Below are 18,026 nucleotides of genomic sequence, written 5' to 3' on the forward strand. Positions count from 1 at the left end.
CGCCGAACGCACCCGAGACGGGCTTTGGAACAGGATCGGCAAACTCATCGATCAGGTCGCGCCCGCAGAATGCGCCAACTTCTTCACCGCCGCTGGATACAAGCCAGATTGAGAGGAAAACGCTCTAACACGATAATCTTACGCCATTGGTTCGCATGAGGAATGCACTTGCGTCAGTATTCGTGCCTGACGCAGCATCGTAAGTCGAATTTTGAGGAAGATGATGGTGGAGCCAATCGGAATCGAACCGACGACCTCCTGAATGCCATTCAGGCGCTCTCCCAACTGAGCTATGGCCCCGCCGTATCAAAACCGGCCCCTTGGGTCAGGCCAGTGGCGCGGGTATAGCGGGGGGCTATGCCTCTGACAACCCCCCCAGGCACTATTTTTTCGCCATACCGAAATCACGCAGTACAGCCAGCAATGGCAGGAGGGGCAAACCGAGAATGGCGTCATGATCACCCCTGATCGTACTGAAAAGCTGTACACCCGGCCCCTCAAGCCGGTACGCACCCACGCAGGATAGAAGTACGTCTCCCTCTGCCTCCATATAGGCCTCCAGAAAGCCATCACTGAAATCGCGCATGGTGAGTTCGGGTGTCGCCAGATGCTCCCAGAGCTTCTTTCCGCCTCTGTACAGCACGACAGCCGTCTGAAGCCGATGCGTACGCCCGCGCAGGGTGATGAGCTGTTCCCTGACCGCCTGCCTGTTTTCCGGCTTGTCGAAACCGGCGCCATCGCACTCCAGAATCTGGTCTGCCGCAATCACGAAATCGGCGCTCATAAATTGCGGATTCGTTGAAAACTCTAGAGCCTTGGCATTTGCGAGCGCCAGTGCGATGGCGTTTTGACCCTCGTTTTCCGCCCGCATCCTGTCACGCAGTACAGACTCATCCAGCGCCACCGGACAGGACACCACATCGAGACCAGCACCACGCAGCAATTCAAGCCGGGCCGTTGATCCACTGGCCAGAACCAGCCTTGGCGTTCCGGGATTCGCATGCTTCGACTCCATCTCGAGTCTCCTTTGAAATCAGGGGTGAATGAGTACCGTCAGTACTGGGGTACATGGGGATTGTACGAGCCTGGGAGAGAGGGCGTACCGAGTACCGTGGATTGTACTTTCTTCGGCAGAACCAGTGGGTTGTACACAGGCCTTCTGTGGGTATTTCGGGATAACCTGCGCAAATGCCTCAAACCAAAGGGTTTATCGTTTGTACACAGTGTTGGTAAGTCGGGGTACGTTTTTGGAAAGTTGGGTACCCCGTCATTCACAGGGATCAACCTATCCGACAGGATATCTATCTTTTTTCTTTTATGGTTATTGGTCGGTATGGATAGCGAAAATTCACCCCTGTCAGCGCCTGCAAAACCGCTCCTGCGTGTCCTCCACGGTGAGGCCGTCTGGCCGCCTCCGGTATGGCTCATGCGTCAGGCCGGACGCTATCTGCCCGAATTCCGCGCCGAGCGTGCCAGGGCAGACTTCCTGACGCGCTGTACCACCCCGGACATCGCAGCCGAACTGACCCTTCAGCCAATCCGGCGCTTTGCCATGGATGGCGCCATCCTGTTTTCCGATATCCTCGTCCTGCCCTGGGCCATGGGTCAGGATCTCAAATTCATCGAAGGGCGCGGCCCCGTTATGGAGCCGATCCGCAACAGGTCTGCGCTTGAGGCCCTGTCTCCTGCCCGCGTAGCCGAAACCGTCGCACCAATCCAGGAAACATTGCGGATTCTGGCGCGCGAACTGCCTCAGTCCACCACGCTTCTGGGCTTTGCTGGCAGCCCCTTCACCGTATCCTGCTACATGGTCGATGGCGGCAGCTCGCGGGAGTTCGGTGTCACCCGTGCCATGGCGTTGCAGGACCCGGAGCTTTATCGCGATCTCATCGCCCTGCTGACCCGGACAACGACCGACATGCTGATCGGCCAGATCGATGCCGGTGCCGAGGCCGTCATGCTGTTCGACAGCTGGGCCGGTCTGCTGCCTCCCTCCCAGTTCCGCCAGCACGTAATTGCCCCGACACGCGCCATTGTGCAGGGCATTCGCGCCGCCCGACCCGGTGTGAAGATCATCGGGTTCCCCCGTCTTGCCGGGTTGATGGCCCTCGAATATGCCCGTGAGACCGGTGTCGATGCGCTGGCCTGTGATACGTCGGTCGATCTGGCGCAGATGGCGACGCTCTGCCCTGATACACTGGCCCTTCAGGGGAATCTCGATCCGATCATTCTGCGCAATGGCGGACAAGGTCTGATTGACGAGGCACGCACCATCCGCGATGCCCTCAAGGGGCGGCCGCATGTGTTCAATCTCGGTCACGGTGTCATGCCCGATACCCCACCCGAGCATGTCGGCGCACTGGTCGATGCCGTGCTCGATATCGGCTGACGCTCGTCATGTCCGATACGCGTCCTTCAGCCCTTTGTGCCTCCGGTCAGCTTCGTCTCGTGATCTTCGATTGTGATGGCGTACTGATCGACAGTGAGGGGCCTTCCTGCCGTCTGGTGGCCAGCGCCGCCCGTGATCATGGCATTGCCCTGAGCGATGCTGAGGCCCTGCACCGTTTTGCTGGCAAGGCACTGGGGCAGGTCAAACGCGAACTCGAAGCCGAGACTGGCCTCGATCTGGGCGATGACTACGTCGCCATCATGCAGAACCGGCTGGTCGATCTGATGCGCAATGAAGCGGCGCTGATCAAGGGCGCTGCTGCCATGCTGTCAGCCGTGCAGGCGCTCGGTCTGCCTTTTCGCGTCGGCTCGAATTCCTCATGGCCCGAGATGGAGGTCAAATTCGCCCGTGTCGGATTTGAGGCTTTCTTTCCGAAAGAGAGGGTCCATTCGGCTCGCGATATGATGCGGCCCAAGCCAGACCCCTATGTGTTCCTCCATGCCGCAGAGCAGGAAGGCGTTGCACCCTCTGCCTGCGTGGTGATCGAGGATTCCGATACCGGTGTGCAGGCGGCACATGATGCCGGTATGGCCTGCATCCTGCTGCGTGCCGAAGGGCCATCGCCCCCGCTCGACTGGCCAGGGTTACGCCGTATCGCCCATCTCGATGAACTTGCCCCCATGCTGGCCAGCGTTATGGAAGAGCAGAACCGATGAGCGCCCTTTTCCCCTGGTTTCCCTGGCTCAAGGTGCTGCATATCCTCGCCTTCACCTCATGGATGGCAGGCAATTTCTATCTGCCACGGCTTTTCGTCTATCATTCACAGGTTCAGCCCGGTACGCCTGAGAGTGACCGTTTCCAGATCATGGAACGTCGTCTGCTCCGTGCCATCATGACACCGGCCATGATCGCCACCCTGATTTCTGGTGGTCTCCTCGCCTCGCTTCCCGGTGTCATCGACTGGTCCGCCCCCTGGTGGTGGATCAAGCTGGTCACGGTTCTGCTGCTTTGCGGTTTCCACGGCTTCTGTGCCCGGTGGCGCCGCGAGTTTTCCCATGACCTGCGGCTTCATACCGAGCGCTACTACCGTATTGCCAATGAGGTGCCGACACTGCTGATGATCATTATCGTCATCATGATCGTGGCCCGGCCTTTCTCGGGATAACGGGTCAAGTCCTGCACTCGCGGAGGGGGCAGCTCCGTTATGTCCATCAGGGTCCAGAAGGACGACTGTCCCTTGGCGGGGTCTAAAGCCGCATCCCGCGTATCTTACGCCTTGGAAAATCGCCGATAGGTGAAATCACCATCATGCCCGGCCCTTGCGGCTTCCATGACCAGAGCATGACGGTCCGAGCGGACACAGACGGGGTCGGTGGCCGCCGCATCGCCTGTCAGGGCGAGGGCCTGACAACGGCAACCGCCCCAGTCGACTTCCTTCAGGCTGCAACCACGGCAGGGTTCGGGCATCCAGTCCGTGCCGCGAAACAGGTTGAACAGGGGGGAATCCTGCCAGATCGCGCCCAGAGAGTCGGTTGTGACGCTGGGGAAGGTGATATTTGGAATGGTCTCGGCGGCATGGCAGGGCAGCACCTTGCCGGAGGGGGTGATGTTGACGAAGCGCTGGCCCCACCCCCCCATGCAGGGCTTGGGTTGGTCAGCGTGATAATCCGGGGTGACATAATCGATGGCGAGGCTGTTGCCGAAGCGGGCACGGGCTTTGACGACCGCTTCCGTCGAGGCTTCGAGCTGCGCGGCCGATGGCATGAGCAGATCGCGGTTCTTCAGGCCCCAGCCATAATACTGGGTATGAGCAATCTCCACACGTCCGGCACCGAGCTCATGGGCAAGATCGAGCATGGCAGGCACGCGCGCCACATTCTCGCGATGCACGACGAAATTGAGCGTGAGGGGAATACCGCGTGCCTTGATCAGGCGGGCGGCTTCGAGCTTTTTGGCCTGCGCACCACGAAGGCCGCCGATACGCTCTGCGCCCGCTTCCTCGACATCCTGAAAGGAAAGCTGGACATGATCGAGGCCAGCGTCATCAAGGGCGGAGAGGGTCGCCTCGTTGATGAGCACGCCTGAGGTAATGAGATTGGTATAGAGATTGAGCGCACTGGCATGACGCACCAGTTCGGGCAGATCATGCCGCGCCATAGGTTCACCGCCTGAGAAGTGAACCTGCAACACCCCGAGTGCCGCAGCCTCGTCCAGCACGCGCAACCAGTCGGCCGTGGTCATTTCAGACGCACGTCGCTCCAGATCGATGGGATTGGAGCAATAGGGGCAGGCGAGCGGGCAACGATGGGTCAGCTCGGCCAGCAGGCTCATGGGAGGCGGGGTGAAGCTCATGACGCGGGAGTTTGCCCGTTCTGAGGGCTTTGTTCGACCAGAACTTTCTGCTCCATCAGCGAAGCAAGCAGGACCTGCACATCGGTTGCGATGGTTTCGCGGGGGGCATGATAGGTTGCAGCGAGGTCGTCGATGATGGCGCTCAAGGGGCGGGCGCCATCGACGAGGCGCAGGATGGCCGCAGCAATGGGATCGGCAATAAAGGCCTTTTCAGGGGCCTGAACGAGCCAGACATCGCGCACGCGGTCATGCTGCAGGCGATGACCGCGGGTAAATTTAGGAATGCTGTCTTCCGAAACGCTCACGCGCTGAAAGCCTCCGGGGTATGGGCGCCGGCAAAGGCGCCGGGGGCTGGATGGCCTTCCATATACACATGCTGCAGCGCATCGAGCATGGTCCAGAGCACGTTGCATTTGAAGATCAGCGCGTCGATGACCTCTTTCTGCTGCTCGGCAGTGCGGGCGTGTTCCTTCACATAGGCCAGCGCGAAATCGGAATCACGCGGCGCCTGGGTGAGGCGTGGGGCGAAATAGGCCAGTGTCTCTTCCGAGATGAAATCATAGTGGCGCAACATGCCGGAGACGCGCTCACTGATGATGGTGGGCGAGAAAAGTTCGGTGAGCGATGACGCAATGGCCGCCAGAACGGAGCGGTCGCGCACATAATGCACATAGGCTTCCACGGCGAAGCCGGTCGCGGGCAGCATGCCTTGCAGGCTCTCGACATAATCACGCGACAGACCAAGCCCGTCGGTCAGTTTCAGCCAACGTGCAATGCCGCCCGTGCCGGGTTCGTTGCCGTCATGATCCTCAAGGCGGCGTCGCCATTCGCGGCGTAGTTCGGCCGTGGGCAGGCGGGCGAGCAGGGTGGCGTCCTTCACCGGAATGGACGCCTGATAATAGTAGCGGTTGAGGGCCCAGGCCTGAACCTGTGTGCGGTTCAGCTTGCCGTCATGCAGGGCACGATGGAAGGCATGACGGTTGTGATAGCGCTCGGCACCGATTTCGCGCAGGCGGGCCTCGAGGGCATCGGGGGACAGAACCGTCATGATCTTTCTCCAAGGGTCAGGCGCAGGCCATCTTCACCGATGATCCAGCCTGCTTCTTCCGCCATCTGGCGTTCCGGCGAGTCCGGTACGAGGACGGGGTTCGAGTTGTTGATGTGAATGAAGACGCGATGGGAGGGCGCATCATGCAAGGTCTCGATGATGCCTCCCGGGCCGGACATCGAGATATGCCCCATGCGCAGACCGGTTTTTGGGCTGAGCCCGGCACGGATCATCTCGTCATCACGCCAGAGCGTTCCTTCCATGAACAGTGCATCGGCCGCGCGAATGCGTGTGCGTATGGAAGGGGTGAGATCGGCACAGGCTGGCAGGAAGACCATCGTGTGCTTTCCGTCGGTAATTTCGAGCCCGATTGTCTCGCCCTTCTGGCTTGGCAGATGCTCGGCATAGAGCGGTGCCTTGCCGGGTACATCAAAGGCGGTGAGCGTCAGATCGGAATCTGTACCGTCCTTGTTGGGCAGGGCGAGGGGTGTTTCGTCATCAAGCGGCAGGCGTGGCACAATCTCACGGTTCACGGCCTCGAAAATCGGATTGGCATCGAGCTGGGCCAGCGTGGCGGACGTGCCATAGAGCCGGAAGGGCTCGCGCTCGCGCAAAGTCAGCAGCCCGGTGATGGAATCGATTTCGCCATTGGTCAGGATAACGCCCTGTATTGGCGTGGAACGCAGCGCGTCCTGCGCATGCAGTTCTGGCGTTGCCAGGATCTGGGCTCTGAGATCAGGCGAGGCATTGAGCAGAAACCAGTGCTTGCCATCGCCGCTGACGGCGAGAGAGGCCTGGCTGCGAGAGGGAATTCTGCCCTCTCTTGCGGCGCGGCAGGCCGGGGCGTTTGAATTCCATTGCGGAAACCCGCCACCGGCGCCGCTGCCAAGAACGATGATATCGAGCATGGTCAGGGTCGGTCTGTTCGTGATCGGTTGGCAGAGGGCGGTTCAGCCCGGCCAGAAACGACAACAGCCGCACATGGGGTGCGGCTGTTGAAGGTAGACGGTCCTGCGAAGAACTTACTTCTTCTGGCCGCAGACATAGGAGTTGATTTCGGCGCCGAGCGGAATTTCGGTAACCTTCGGGGTGTTCCAGGCCATGACGATATCCTTCAATGAAACAATGTGCTGTATCAGCTTAAAGATAGAACCCGAAAATGGGTTGCAAGCCAACGTGATTCAACCCAATAAAATGTAACGTGCATCACGTTGATGGCAACGTTTGTGGTCCCGGGCGGTTGATCGACGTTCATGACAGCGCCTTTTCCCGCGCAGCAACCCGCCTTCAGGAAAGAAACGCTCGCCATGTCAGGCCCGTCACTGACTTCGGACATACCCCAGCCTGAAACCGGGGCTGAGGGGGCTGCGCCTCGTTCAATTCATTCTGATTCTGAGGCCAGAGTCATGCCGGAGGTGCGCTCTGATAGCGTTGGTCCGCAAGCGCAGGATGACGAGCAGCAAGCTGGCATGATCCGTAAGGCCATGCTGCGCCATCGCCTTGGCCTGCGTGATGTTGGCATCCTCATTCTCTCGCTTCTGGCGGTGTTCTACACCCTCTATTTCGCCGCTGATATCGTGCTGCCGTTTGTCTTTGCGATGGTTGTCAATCTGCTGATGATTGGTCCGATGCGCTTCCTGCATGGGCGGTTGCGCATTCCTAAGCCCATCTCGGCGCTGTTGCTAATCATCGCCATGTTCCTGCTGGTTGTCGGCATCGGCACGGCCATTTCGGTGCCGGCCGCTGCGTGGCTGACCAAGGTACCGCAGAGCCTTCCCGCGCTTCAGCAGAAACTCGCCTTCCTTCAGGGGCCGATTGACTCGGTCCAGCGCGGTTATCTGCGCGTGATCGCCCTGATGTCCAGTGGTGGGCATCATCACCTGACCGCCGCCTCGGCTGCGGCTTCATCGACATCAAATGGCGCTGAAACGCTGCGCGTCTGGGGGTCCTCCTTCCTGATCGGGACGCGGGCTTTCATGGGTGAGTTCTTCACCATGTTGCTGATGCTGTTCTTCCTGATGACGGAAGGTGACAGCCTGCTGCGCCGTATCGTCGAGATCATGCCGACCTACTCTGACAAGAGACGGCTGGTGCAGATCACGACGCAGATCGAGCGCAATGTCTCGCTCTATCTTGCCACCATCACCATCATGAACGTTCTCGTTGGGCTGCTGAACCTGCTGCAATGCTGGTTGACCGGTATGCCCAACCCGCTGCTCTGGGGTGTTCTGGCCTTCCTGCTGAATTACGTGCCAATCATCGGGCCGCTGACTGGCGTTGTCGTCTATTTCTGCGTGGCATTGATCAGCTTTCCATCCTTCCTGATGTCGCTCCTGCCGCCCGCCATCTATCTGTGCATCCACATCCTGGAAGGTGAGACAATTACCCCGATGCTGCTGGCCAAGCGCTTCACACTTAACCCCGTGCTGGTCATGGCTTCCCTTCTGTTCTGGGATTGGATGTGGGGGATTGGCGGGGCATTTTTGTCCGTGCCGATGCTCGCTGTGTTCAAGATCTTCTGCGACCATATCGAGGGACTTTCACCCATCGGGCACGTGCTGGGCGGGCCAGTGCGCCCACGATCGCTCCGCACGCTCGGTCCCGAAGTCACACCGGAATCGACCTCAGGCTAAACAGGACATGTCGGCCGGTTCAGCCGTGCCGGCGCAGGCATTCTGCCTGATTGACCGACTCAATCCGGTCTTCCCGCACGGTCGTCGTCTCAGGTCTCTGACGAGGGGCTCGCCATCCAACAATGCTCGCCTTAACAAGACGATCGTCAAATGATCGTCATGGATGGGTGTGACATGAAATTATCATGCGCATTTCGTATCCATCGCCTATTAGAACATGGTTCCCGCCTCCAGGCCCGCTTGGCGAAGCAGGGGCAAGCGGCTATCAACCGCAACAAAGTATTTCAAATTATCCTGAGCCGAGGTTCTGATGCGCTCCCATGACGGCCTTGCCTGACCATGCAGGCACCTTTCCTACGCCGCCTTGGTCTGGCAGCGCTCATCGCCATTGTTCTTCTCGGGATCGTTATCACGATCATCCATGAACATGGAGCATCGCATTCCGATCGGCCCAGAGCCCAGCTCGCCCGTGAGAACGGCATGGTTATCGTGACCGATGACTCCCCGCTCATGAAGCGTTTGCATGTCGAACCTGTCACAACGAGCAGGCTGGCCCACGGGTTGCGTGTGCCTGGCCTGGTTCAGACGCAGCCGACACGCAGCATCAACATCCTGACGCCGGTTACAGGCCATGTAACGGCAACCAGCCTTCAGCCCGGTCAGATCGTGCACAAGGGTGATGTTCTGGCGGTTCTGGCCTCTGGCGATCTCGATCAGGCCTATGCCGATCTGCTCAAGGCGCGGGCGCAGGAGACCTATCAGGCGCAGGTCGTCAAACGCGCCCAGGAGGTTCTCTCCGTCGGGGGCAATGCCCGCAAGGATCTGGACTCTGCCAGCAACGATCTGGCTCAGGCCCGTGCCGAGCGCCAGCGTGCCGAACGTCGTCTTGAATCCCTCAACAGCCGCACCGATCAGGATGGTGAGGGTCTGGTGAGACTGGTGGCCCCTGTTGACGGGCTGATTGCCAGCACCACACTGGCTCCGGGTGTGAATATCACGGATGCCACAGCCGTTCAGGCGGTCCTGCTCGATATTTCCCAGGTGCAGATTGACGCTGAAATTCCCGAGGAGTCCGCAGGTATGGTGTCCGTTGGTCAGCCAATGAATGCTGCCATCAGCGCCCTGCCGGGCCGGCATTGTGTGGCGCCCGTCCAGTCGATCGACCCTGCCCTGCACAGTGATACGCGCCGGGTGATCGCACATATTCTGTGCGATAATCCTGATGGAGCCCTGCGTCCCAACATGTTTGCCGATGTCGAGATTGCGGTTCAGCAGCCGGATATGGTGATCATCCCCAAGACCGCCCTTCTGATGAACAACGACCGCCTTACGGTCTTCGTGCAGGATGGTGCTCCCATGCATTTCCGCCGTCGCGCCGTAACGGTCAGCTATGACGAGGGGGAAAGCGTTCGCGTTCTCTCGGGCTTGCAGGGTGGTGAGCACATCGTCACGCGTGGCGCCATTCTTCTCAACGATAACGACTGATTTGTCAGCGCCGCAGATGAGAGCTTCCTAATCCGTGATTGCGACCCTGATTTCCTGGTGCTTTGCGCGCCGCCATATCGTTTTCATCTGCGCCGTGTTTCTGGCCCTTGCGGGCGGTTATGCCTGGCGTGTGCTGCCCGTTGAGGCCTATCCCGATCTCGGGGCGGTCAATGTGCAGGTTACCACCCAGGTCTCTGGTCTGGCTGCCGAGGAAATGGAGCAGCAGGTTACCGTGCCGCTCGAACGCGCTCTGGCCGCTGTGCCGGGCGTGACCGAAAGCCGATCAAGCAGCACGTTCGGCCTGTCGCTGATCACGCTCATCTTCCATGACGGCATTGATGTCTTCACGGCGCGCCAGCTTGTTCTGGAACTGCTCGGTACGGCGAGCATGCCTGATGGCGTGACCCCGCAGCTTGGCCCGATCACAGGCCCTGCTGGCGAGATTTTCCGCTACACGCTGGAATCGGATTCGATGGATCTGATGCAGCTTTCGGACGTGCAGCGCTGGATTGTCATCCCTACGCTTCAGCGTGTGCCGGGCATCGTCAACGTCAATAATTTTGGCGGTCTGACGCGCGAGTATCAGCTTGTGCTCAAGCCAGACGCCCTGCTGCGTTACGGGCTGAGCACCGATGACGTGGTCAATGCCATCAAGAACAACAACGCCAATGCGGCGGGCGGGCGTATCACGCGCGGTGAGCAATCCTACATCGTGCGTGGTGTGGGCATGATCCACACGCTGGACGACATGAAGCGTATCGTCGTGGCGCAGCATAACGGCACGCCGGTGCTGTTGAGCGATCTGGGGCAGGTGCAGTTTGGGCATCAGATCCGCGAAGGTATCCTGGGCAAGGATAATAACCCCGATACTATCGAGGGCATCGTGACCATGCTGTCAGGTGCCAACCCGTCTCTCGTTCTGGACAATGTCCATCATGTGGTGGACGGGCTTCAGGAGCGCCTGAAGCCGCTCGATGTGCGGCTCGTACCCTATATCGACCGCGATAATCTGGTGAAGGCTACCACCCACAAGGTGGGGGAGACCATGGTCGAGGGCATCGGCCTCGTTCTGGTCATCCTGACCCTCTTCCTCGGCAGCCCGCGCAGTGCGGTCGTTACTGCCGTCACCATTCCACTCGCGCTTTCCACCGTTTTCGTTCTCATGCATTTCTTTGGCATGGCGGCCAATCTGTTCTCGCTCGGGGCCATCGATTTTGGCGTGATCGTGGACGGGGCCATCGTGATTACCGAGGCGATCCTGCGCCTGCGCGAGGAATCACCCAAGGCCACCCTGACCAGCACCGAAGTTCTGAGCGTGGCACGTATTGCGGGACGCTCGATTTTCTCCTCCACGCTCATCATCATCGTGGCCTATTCGCCGCTTTTCGCTTTCGAGGGAAGCGAGGGCAAGCTGTTCCGGCCCATGGCCTATACGGTGAGTTTTGCGCTCATGGGGGCGCTGGCCTGTGCCCTCTGCCTGATCCCGACGCTGAGCTATCTGGCTTTGTACAAGCCAAGACGCATCTGGCATAACCGCCCGCTAGAGGCCCTGCATCATGCCTATGAGCGCGGGCTCAATCACATGCTGGCCCGCCCGCTCGTGACCTATATCGGGGGTGGTGCGGCGCTGCTCTCGGTGGTCATTCTGGGGGCGACGGTCGGGCGCGAGTTCCTGCCCGATCTGGACGAAGGCGCGCTCTGGCTTCAGGTGCAGTTGCCCACCGGCATTTCGCTGGATGAAGGCAGTCGTATCGCAAGCGAGGTTCGCTCTGCCGTCCGCGAATTCCCCGAGACCTCCTATGCCATCACCCAGCTTGGTCGTAACGATGACGGCACCGATCCGTGGACGTTCTCGCACATCGAAATGCCGGTCGGTCTCAAGCCCTATGACCAGTGGGCCAGCGGCGAGACCAAGGCCCAGTTCATCGCCCGCCTGCGCGAGCGTCTCTATCAGATACCCGGCATCAGCTTCGGAATCAGCCAGCCGATTCAGGATGGCATGAACGATCTGGTAGGCGGTGCCCATTCGCCGCTCGTGCTGCGTGTCTATGGCAATGATTTCCATGAACTGCGCCGCATTGGCCGTCAGATCGTGAACATCCTGCGTGAGGTGCCTGGCACGACTGATGCCTCGATCTTTCAGGAGCCGCAGATTCCGCAGCTCATGGTGACACCAAGGCGCGAGCAGGCGGCTCGCTATGGCGTCAACGTGTCCGATATCAGCACCGTTGTGCAGAACGCGATTGGTGATGGCGCCATCACACAGGTCTATGTGGAAGACCGCGTGTATAACGCGACGCTGCATGTCGGCTCGCATGATCTGACCGATCTGGCTTCCATACGCGCGCTTCCCCTGCGCTCGACCGAAGGCGCCCCGGTGACACTGGCAGAGGTGGCCGATGTCGGGCTGCATATGGGTGAGAGCAATATTGCCCATGAGATGGGGGAGCGTCAGATCACCATTCGCGTCGATAATGGTGTGCGCCCGCTCTCGCAATATCTGGAGGACGCACAAAAGCGCATCGCCTCACAGGTGCATTTCGACCCCCGCAAATATCGTCTGCAATGGGCTGGCAGCTTCGAGCAGGAGCAGCGTGCGCAGGCCCGTCTGGGCGTGGCGTTGCTCGTGATGTTCTCGATCATGCTGTTGCTGCTTTTCATGGAGTTCGGGACGTTCCGTCATGCTGTTCTGGTGCTCAGCGTTGTGCCGCTGGCCACGCTGGGTGGACTCATCGCGCTGCATCTGCGCGGCGAGACACTCAATATCGCGACGGCTGTGGGCTTCATCGCGCTCTTTGGCGTGGCGGTGCAGAACGGTATCATCATGATTGCGGCCATCAACCGTCATCATCGCGCAGGGCTGAGCATCCATGATTCCGTGCTGGCCGGTGCGGCCGAACGTTTCCGCCCCGTGCTGATGACGGCTACGGTTGCCAGCGCTGGCATGCTGCCGGCAGCACTGGCAACAGGCGTCGGCACCGACGTGCAGCGCGGTCTGGCGACGGTCGTCGTGGGCGGGCTCGGCATTGCAACCCTGCTGACCCTTTTTGTTCTGCCGGTCTTCTTTTTCGAGCTGGAGCATTACATCGAACGCCGCAAGGCGCGCCGTTCGGGAGGTGTGTCATGAAACGCCGCGTGCTTTTGACCTGCGCCGCCAGTCTGGCGCTCTCGGGCTGCGCCATTGGCCCGAATTTCCATCGTCCTGACATGCTCAGAACGGGCGGTTACCAGAGTACGGTCCTCCCCGCCTCCATTCATGGCACGACCGGAACCGGCTCTGCGGGAGCCGCCCAGACCCTGACCGCCGGGGCCGATCTGTCAGGCGCCTGGTGGCAGGCGCTGGGCGTGCCGCAACTCGATGCCCTGGTCACACGGGCATTGCAGAACAATCCGTCACTCAGATCAGCACAGGCGACGCTCAAGGCAGCTTATGAACAGACCAAGGTCGCGGGCGCACCCTTGCTGCCCAGCATCTCGGCTTCGTTCAACCCGACACGTAACAAGACGTCCAAGGCGTTGTCACCCGTGCCGGGCAATAACAACTACCTGTATAATCTGCACACGCTGCAGTTGAACATTTCCTACCAGCCCGATCTGTGGGGCGGGTTACGCCGTCAGGTGGAATCCCAGGCGGCGCAGGCAGAAATGCAGCGCTTCCAGCTGATCGCCACTACCAATACGCTGATCAATACGCTGATTGTCTCGCTCATCACGCAATCGAGCCTCAACGCCCAGATCAACGCCACGAGCGACATCATTGCCAACCAGCAGAAACTTCTTGGTGTGATGGAAAAGCAGTTCCGGCTTGGGGATATTTCGGAAGCCCAGCTTCTGGCCCAGAAAGCCGCGTTGACCCAGGCGCAGGCAACCTTGCCCCCCTTGCATCTGCAGGCCGAGCAGGCTCACGACCAGATCGCTGCACTGGTCGGCACGACGCCCGACGAGATGTTGCCCGAGATTCCGCTTGAGGCCTATCGCCTGCCCGCGACCCTGCCGGTCAGCCTGCCCAGCGCGCTTTTGACCCAGCGCCCCGACATACGCGCTGCGGAATCGCAGATGCACAGCGCCAGTGCGCAGGTGGGCGTTGCCATTGCCAACCGCCTGCCCAATGTGCAGCTTTCCGCGACACCGGGTCAGGCCATCAATGCCATGAGCCAGTTCTTCACCCCCGGCTATGGCAACTGGTCGATCGGCGCGATGGTGGCCCAGCCGATCTTTCAGGGTTTTGAGCTGATGCATCTGGAGCGTCAGGCGCGCGCCAATCTTCTGGCGGCCACCGAGCAGTACAAGAACACCGTGCTGACCTCGATGCAGAACGTGGCCGACACGCTGCATGCCCTTCAGGATGATTCTGAAGCGCTTACCATCAGCGCAGCCAATGAGGATGCGGCTGTGCGCAGTCTGCGCATTTCACAAAGCCAGATGTCCTACGGCGATATCAGCCCGGTGCTGCTCCAGGCGGCGGTGCAGATCGAACTTGAGGCGCGGCTCAACCTGATTCAGGCCAGAGCCACGCGCTTCACCGATAGCGTCGCCCTGTTTCAGGCTCTCGGGGGAGGGTGGTGGCATCGTAACGATACCGCTATGAAGGTTCCCTCGACAGACTGGCACGCGGCGTTCTGACCCGGTTCGGATTTCCGTGCGCCCGGCGCGCTTCAGGAGATCCGACGCTTATGAGATTCCCCCGCTCCTCACGCCTCGCCCTGATGGGGCTTGGCTGCCTTCTTGCCTCGACAACGGCTCTCGCGGCCCCTGCTGCACTGTCGGACAACAAGGCGGCGGCCGCGTTCGATCGCCTTCTGGAAGAGGAGTGGCAGTACGAGCTCAAAGACGCGCCTGAAATGGCGACGTCGATTGGCGATTACCGTTACAACGATCGCTGGAGCGATCTGTCCCTCGCCCATATCAAGGGGTCCGTGCCTGTTCTGACGGGCTTTCTGAAGAAGTTCGAGGCTATCGCGCCAGCGTCACTCGATGACCAGCGACAGATCAGCCGTGCAATGATCATCCAGCAGATCCAGGACACGCTCGAAGGGATCCGTCTCAAGACCTATGAGATGCCGATCGACCAGATGAATGGTGCCCAGCTGGAATATCCGGGTTTCGTTTCGAGCATCCCCTTCGACACCACGAAGCAGTATGAGGATTATCTTGCTCGCCTGCGCGCCATCCCCAAGGCGATCGATCAGGTGATTGCCCTGGCGCGTCTTGGCGAGAAAGACGGATTGATGCCGCCGCGCTTCCTCCTTGAGAAGGCCGAGCAGCAGGTGGAGCAGATTGCAGCGCCCGCTGGCGAAAAGAGCCCGTTTGGCGAACCCGTCACGAAATTCCCGGCCGCTGTGCCCGCCGCCGATCAGGCGCGACTCCGCAAGGCTATCCTGACGGCGATCGATCACGACGTACGCCCGGCCTATCAGCGTCTCGCGGCCTTCATGAAGCAGGGCTACACGGCGCATGGCCGGGCTCAGGATGGTGTATGGGCGCTTCCCGGTGGTGATGCGCTTTACCGCTACGACATCCGTACCCTGACCACCACCACCATGTCCCCCAAGGAAATCCATCAGCTCGGGCTCGATCAGGTTGCCAGGATCGAGGGCGAAATGGGCGAGATCGCTCATAAGCTCGGCTTTGCCGACCTTGCAGCCCTACGCGCTTCGGTAGCGAAGGATCCCAAGCTCTACGCGACGTCGCGCGAGCAGATCATCGATCTGTACCGCAAGTATATCGCGCAGATGGAGCCCGCCCTTACCCGCGATTTCGACAAGATCCCGACCACGAAGCTGGAAGTACGCCCCGTCGAGCGCTATCGCGAGGCTGAGGCTGCCGGTGCCGAATACCATCAGGGAACGCCCGATGGTTCACGCCCCGGCATCGTGTTCGTCAACACCGGCGATTTCGCCAAGCGCGATATCTACACGATCGAGGATACCGCCTATCATGAGGGTGTTCCGGGTCATCACTTCCAGATCTCCACCGCTCAATCCCTGCCGCTGCCGCCTTTTCGCCAGCAGGGCTCCTATAATGCCTATATTGAAGGCTGGGCGCTGTACGCCGAGGGTCTTGGCAAGGAGCTGGGCTTCTACAAGGATCTCTACAGCGATTATGGCCGCCTGAATGGTGAGCTGCTGCGTGCCGATCGTCTGGTGCTCGATACCGGTGTGCATGACCTGCACTGGACCCGCGCCCAGATGCTGGAATTCTTTCATGCTCATCCGCCCACCAGCGAGCCGGACATGCAGGCCGAGACCGACCGTTATATTGCCTGGCCCGGTCAGGCTCTGGGTTACATGCTTGGCCAGCAGACCATTCTTCGCCTGCGCGAAAAGGCAAAAACTGAACTGGGGCCGAAATTCGACATTCGCAAGTTCCACGATGTCGTTCTCTCCGGTGGCGCCCTGCCGCTCAACCTCCTTGCCGACCGGGTGGATGACTGGATCAAGGCAGTGAAGAGCGAAAAGTAAGACCCTGGAGGCGCGGGCACTCGCCTTGATAGTGGGTGGTCGTTCCTGTGAAAGCGACGCGTCATGAGCCGGGATGAGGGTAGGGCAGGGCCTCGCACTCATCCCTGAGCGCTCTGATCCGCAGGACGGCTTTCAAAAAAAGGATCTTTCGGGATTTCTGTCGTTTCCAGAAGGGCGGGAAACGGGCAGGATCGGGAGGATATGTCTCTGACTGCTCCTTCCCCCGCCAAGATATCCCCTGATGCATCAACGGTTCAGGACACGGAGCCTGCAATTGATCTGAAGGCTACCCGACCCGCGCGTTTCGTTCATGGCAGCATCATGCGCCATGTCATCGTGATGGCGGGCACAGGCGCTATCGGACTGATGGCCGTCTTTGCGGTCGATCTGCTCAATTTCTGGTATATCTCGCATCTGCATGATCCGGCCCTGACAGCGGCAATCGGTTTCGCTGCTGCGCTGGGCTATGTTCAGGTGGCGGTGTCGATTGGCATGACCATTGGGCTCGGGGCAGTCATTGGCCGGCTCATCGGTGCGCGCCGGATCATCAGAGCGCGGCGGTTTGCCTCGGCGTTTATGGTCGTCATGATCGCAGTGACGGCTGTGCTCGGCTGTCTGACAGCGGTTTTCGCCTCAACGTTTCTGGCCCTGCTGGGTGCACGCGGGGAGGCTCTGGCGCAGGCAACCGGGTTCCTGCATCTGGTTTCACCATTCCTGCCCCTGGTCTGTTACGGCATGGCGCAATCGGCGTTGCTGCGCTGCGTGGGAGATGCCCGCCGCTCCATGCAGGTGACCCTGGTAGGCGCTTTTGTCTCGGCCATTCTCGACCCTATTCTGATTTTCGGGTTCCATATGGGGCTGACCGGGGCGGCGATCAGCACAATTCTCTCCCGCAGCGCCGTGGTGCTGTTTGGCTTCGTGAGCCTGCGTGAGCACCGTATGCTCGAATGGCCACGCCTATGGGCCATTGCTCCTGCAACGCGTCAGATCGGTGCTGTGGCCTTGCCTGCCATTGCGACAAATCTGGCAACCCCTGTTGGCGGATTGTTCACCACCCATTTCATGTCCGGGTTCGGGCTGGAGGCGATATCGGGGCAGGCGACGATTGATCGCATCGTGCCGGTCGCCTTTGCATTCGTGTTTGCCCTGACGGGATCGGTCGGGCCGATCATGTCGCAGAATCTTGGGGCGGGGAAAAAAGACCGGGTGCGCGAAACGCTTTATGCCTCGCTCAAGCTGACCGGACTTTGTGTTCTGCTTACCTGGGCCATTCTAGCGGCATTTCATACCCCTATCCTGCACCTGTTCGCCGCCAAAGGGGTGGCGATCCGGATTGTCACGCTGTTCTGTTGCTGGCTGGTAGCGAGTTACTTCTTTGTGGGGCTGCTGTTCGTCTCGAATACGGCCTTCAATAATCTGGGTCATCCGCTCTATTCGACCGCGTTCAATTGGGGCCGGGCGACGCTGGGAACGATCCCGTTTGTCTGGATTGGGGCGCATTATGGCCCGATAGGTATTCTGGTCGGGCAGTCTCTTGGTGTGGTGCTGTTTGGCAGTTTCGCTGCCTTGACAGCCTTCAAGGTGATCAGGCGGATCTAACTATCGGGTGACAATCACGCGCTGTTGACCTCCGCGGGGGTAACCTCACACGGGTTATT

General features: G+C 60.1%; 15 protein-coding genes, 1 tRNA gene and 1 pseudogene. 10 read left to right on the top strand and 7 right to left on the bottom strand.

Going from position 1 to position 18,026, the window contains the following annotated elements; all coding sequences use genetic code 11:
• A pseudogene (locus ACWNRM_RS05480) lies at positions 1-112 on the top strand (IS630 family transposase); the annotation flags it as partial.
• Positions 113-224: 112 nt separating this feature from the next.
• Here ACWNRM_RS05480 and ACWNRM_RS05485 read toward each other — a convergent pair.
• Positions 225-300: transfer RNA gene (locus ACWNRM_RS05485), tRNA-Ala, on the bottom strand.
• Positions 301-382: 82 nt separating this feature from the next.
• Complete coding sequence (locus ACWNRM_RS05490; RefSeq protein ID WP_485170043.1) at positions 383-1,015, bottom strand: Maf family protein; 633 nt, start codon at positions 1,013-1,015, stop codon at positions 383-385.
• 339 nt (positions 1,016-1,354) lie between these two features.
• On the opposite strand from ACWNRM_RS05490, the gene hemE reads away from it, so the two are divergent.
• The 3 genes from hemE to hemJ are packed head-to-tail and all read left to right on the top strand — an operon-like array spanning position 1,355 to position 3,554.
• Positions 1,355-2,389 carry a uroporphyrinogen decarboxylase gene (hemE, locus tag ACWNRM_RS05495; RefSeq protein WP_485170055.1) on the top strand — a complete coding sequence of 345 codons (1,035 nt, stop codon included), beginning with the start codon at positions 1,355-1,357 and terminating at the stop codon, positions 2,387-2,389.
• Positions 2,390-2,397: 8 nt separating this feature from the next.
• Complete coding sequence (locus ACWNRM_RS05500) at positions 2,398-3,105, top strand: HAD family hydrolase (protein WP_485170042.1); 708 nt, start codon at positions 2,398-2,400, stop codon at positions 3,103-3,105.
• Positions 3,102-3,554, top strand: a complete 453-nt coding sequence (gene hemJ, locus ACWNRM_RS05505; RefSeq protein ID WP_485170041.1) for a protoporphyrinogen oxidase HemJ — start codon at positions 3,102-3,104, stop codon at positions 3,552-3,554. The genes ACWNRM_RS05500 and hemJ overlap by 4 nt, the downstream gene beginning before the upstream one ends.
• A 104-nt stretch (positions 3,555-3,658) precedes the next feature.
• Here the strand turns inward: hemJ and pqqE are convergent, their stop codons facing one another.
• The 5 genes from pqqE to pqqA all read right to left on the bottom strand — a co-directional run bounded on the left by pqqE (position 3,659) and on the right by pqqA (position 6,892).
• Complete coding sequence (gene pqqE / locus ACWNRM_RS05510) at positions 3,659-4,741, bottom strand: pyrroloquinoline quinone biosynthesis protein PqqE (RefSeq protein ID WP_485170040.1); 1,083 nt, start codon at positions 4,739-4,741, stop codon at positions 3,659-3,661.
• A complete protein-coding gene (gene pqqD / locus ACWNRM_RS05515; RefSeq protein ID WP_485170039.1) occupies positions 4,738-5,046 on the bottom strand; it encodes a pyrroloquinoline quinone biosynthesis peptide chaperone PqqD in 309 nt (102 codons plus the stop codon). Before pqqD ends, pqqE begins: the two co-directional genes overlap by 4 nt.
• Positions 5,043-5,789, bottom strand: coding sequence for a pyrroloquinoline-quinone synthase PqqC (pqqC, locus tag ACWNRM_RS05520; RefSeq protein WP_122038379.1), 747 nt, complete (start codon positions 5,787-5,789; stop codon positions 5,043-5,045). Before pqqC ends, pqqD begins: the two co-directional genes overlap by 4 nt.
• Entirely contained in the window at positions 5,786-6,697 is a 912-nt protein-coding gene (gene pqqB / locus ACWNRM_RS05525; RefSeq protein ID WP_485170038.1) for a pyrroloquinoline quinone biosynthesis protein PqqB, read from the bottom strand. The genes pqqC and pqqB overlap by 4 nt, the downstream gene beginning before the upstream one ends.
• A gap of 114 nt (positions 6,698-6,811) precedes the next feature.
• Entirely contained in the window at positions 6,812-6,892 is an 81-nt protein-coding gene (pqqA, locus tag ACWNRM_RS05530; RefSeq protein ID WP_023978294.1) for a pyrroloquinoline quinone precursor peptide PqqA, read from the bottom strand.
• A 366-nt stretch (positions 6,893-7,258) separates the two neighbouring features.
• Here pqqA and ACWNRM_RS05535 point away from each other — a divergent pair, with 366 nt between their 5' ends.
• The 6 genes from ACWNRM_RS05535 (at position 7,259) to ACWNRM_RS05560 (ending at position 17,967) form a co-directional block, all read left to right on the top strand.
• On the top strand, positions 7,259-8,422 hold the full coding sequence (locus ACWNRM_RS05535) for an AI-2E family transporter (protein ID WP_485170054.1): 1,164 nt from the start codon (positions 7,259-7,261) through the stop codon (positions 8,420-8,422).
• A 339-nt stretch (positions 8,423-8,761) separates the two neighbouring features.
• Positions 8,762-9,907 (top strand): efflux RND transporter periplasmic adaptor subunit, encoded by a 1,146-nt coding sequence (locus tag ACWNRM_RS05540; protein WP_485170037.1) that lies wholly within the window; start codon positions 8,762-8,764, stop codon positions 9,905-9,907.
• 34 nt (positions 9,908-9,941) lie between these two features.
• Positions 9,942-13,034 carry an efflux RND transporter permease subunit gene (locus ACWNRM_RS05545; RefSeq protein WP_485170036.1) on the top strand — a complete coding sequence of 1,031 codons (3,093 nt, stop codon included), beginning with the start codon at positions 9,942-9,944 and terminating at the stop codon, positions 13,032-13,034.
• Positions 13,031-14,530 (top strand): efflux transporter outer membrane subunit, encoded by a 1,500-nt coding sequence (locus tag ACWNRM_RS05550; RefSeq protein ID WP_485170035.1) that lies wholly within the window; start codon positions 13,031-13,033, stop codon positions 14,528-14,530. Before ACWNRM_RS05545 ends, ACWNRM_RS05550 begins: the two co-directional genes overlap by 4 nt.
• Before the next feature lie 50 nt (positions 14,531-14,580).
• Entirely contained in the window at positions 14,581-16,368 is a 1,788-nt protein-coding gene (locus ACWNRM_RS05555) for a DUF885 domain-containing protein (RefSeq protein ID WP_485170034.1), read from the top strand.
• A 321-nt stretch (positions 16,369-16,689) separates the two neighbouring features.
• Positions 16,690-17,967, top strand: coding sequence for an MATE family efflux transporter (locus tag ACWNRM_RS05560; RefSeq protein ID WP_485170053.1), 1,278 nt, complete (start codon positions 16,690-16,692; stop codon positions 17,965-17,967).
• Positions 17,968-18,026 lie beyond the last annotated feature (59 nt).

The sequence above is a fragment of the Asaia sp. A2 genome (assembly GCF_057319415.1).

Excerpts from the sequence above, each read along its gene's own strand:
- ACWNRM_RS05490 (WP_485170043.1), bottom strand. The coding sequence starts at position 1,015 with ATGGAGTCGAAGCATGCGAATCCCGGAACGCCAAGGCTGGTTCTGGCC.
- ACWNRM_RS05500 (WP_485170042.1), top strand. The coding sequence starts at position 2,398 with ATGTCCGATACGCGTCCTTCAGCCCTTTGTGCCTCCGGTCAGCTTCGT.
- hemJ (WP_485170041.1), top strand. The coding sequence starts at position 3,102 with ATGAGCGCCCTTTTCCCCTGGTTTCCCTGGCTCAAGGTGCTGCATATC.
- pqqE (WP_485170040.1), bottom strand. The coding sequence starts at position 4,741 with ATGAGCTTCACCCCGCCTCCCATGAGCCTGCTGGCCGAGCTGACCCAT.
- pqqC (WP_122038379.1), bottom strand. The coding sequence starts at position 5,789 with ATGACGGTTCTGTCCCCCGATGCCCTCGAGGCCCGCCTGCGCGAAATC.
- pqqB (WP_485170038.1), bottom strand. The coding sequence starts at position 6,697 with ATGCTCGATATCATCGTTCTTGGCAGCGGCGCCGGTGGCGGGTTTCCG.
- pqqA (WP_023978294.1), bottom strand. The coding sequence starts at position 6,892 with ATGGCCTGGAACACCCCGAAGGTTACCGAAATTCCGCTCGGCGCCGAA.
- ACWNRM_RS05535 (WP_485170054.1), top strand. The coding sequence starts at position 7,259 with ATGATCCGTAAGGCCATGCTGCGCCATCGCCTTGGCCTGCGTGATGTT.
- ACWNRM_RS05540 (WP_485170037.1), top strand. The coding sequence starts at position 8,762 with ATGCAGGCACCTTTCCTACGCCGCCTTGGTCTGGCAGCGCTCATCGCC.
- ACWNRM_RS05550 (WP_485170035.1), top strand. The coding sequence starts at position 13,031 with ATGAAACGCCGCGTGCTTTTGACCTGCGCCGCCAGTCTGGCGCTCTCG.
- ACWNRM_RS05555 (WP_485170034.1), top strand. The coding sequence starts at position 14,581 with ATGAGATTCCCCCGCTCCTCACGCCTCGCCCTGATGGGGCTTGGCTGC.
- ACWNRM_RS05560 (WP_485170053.1), top strand. The coding sequence starts at position 16,690 with ATGCGCCATGTCATCGTGATGGCGGGCACAGGCGCTATCGGACTGATG.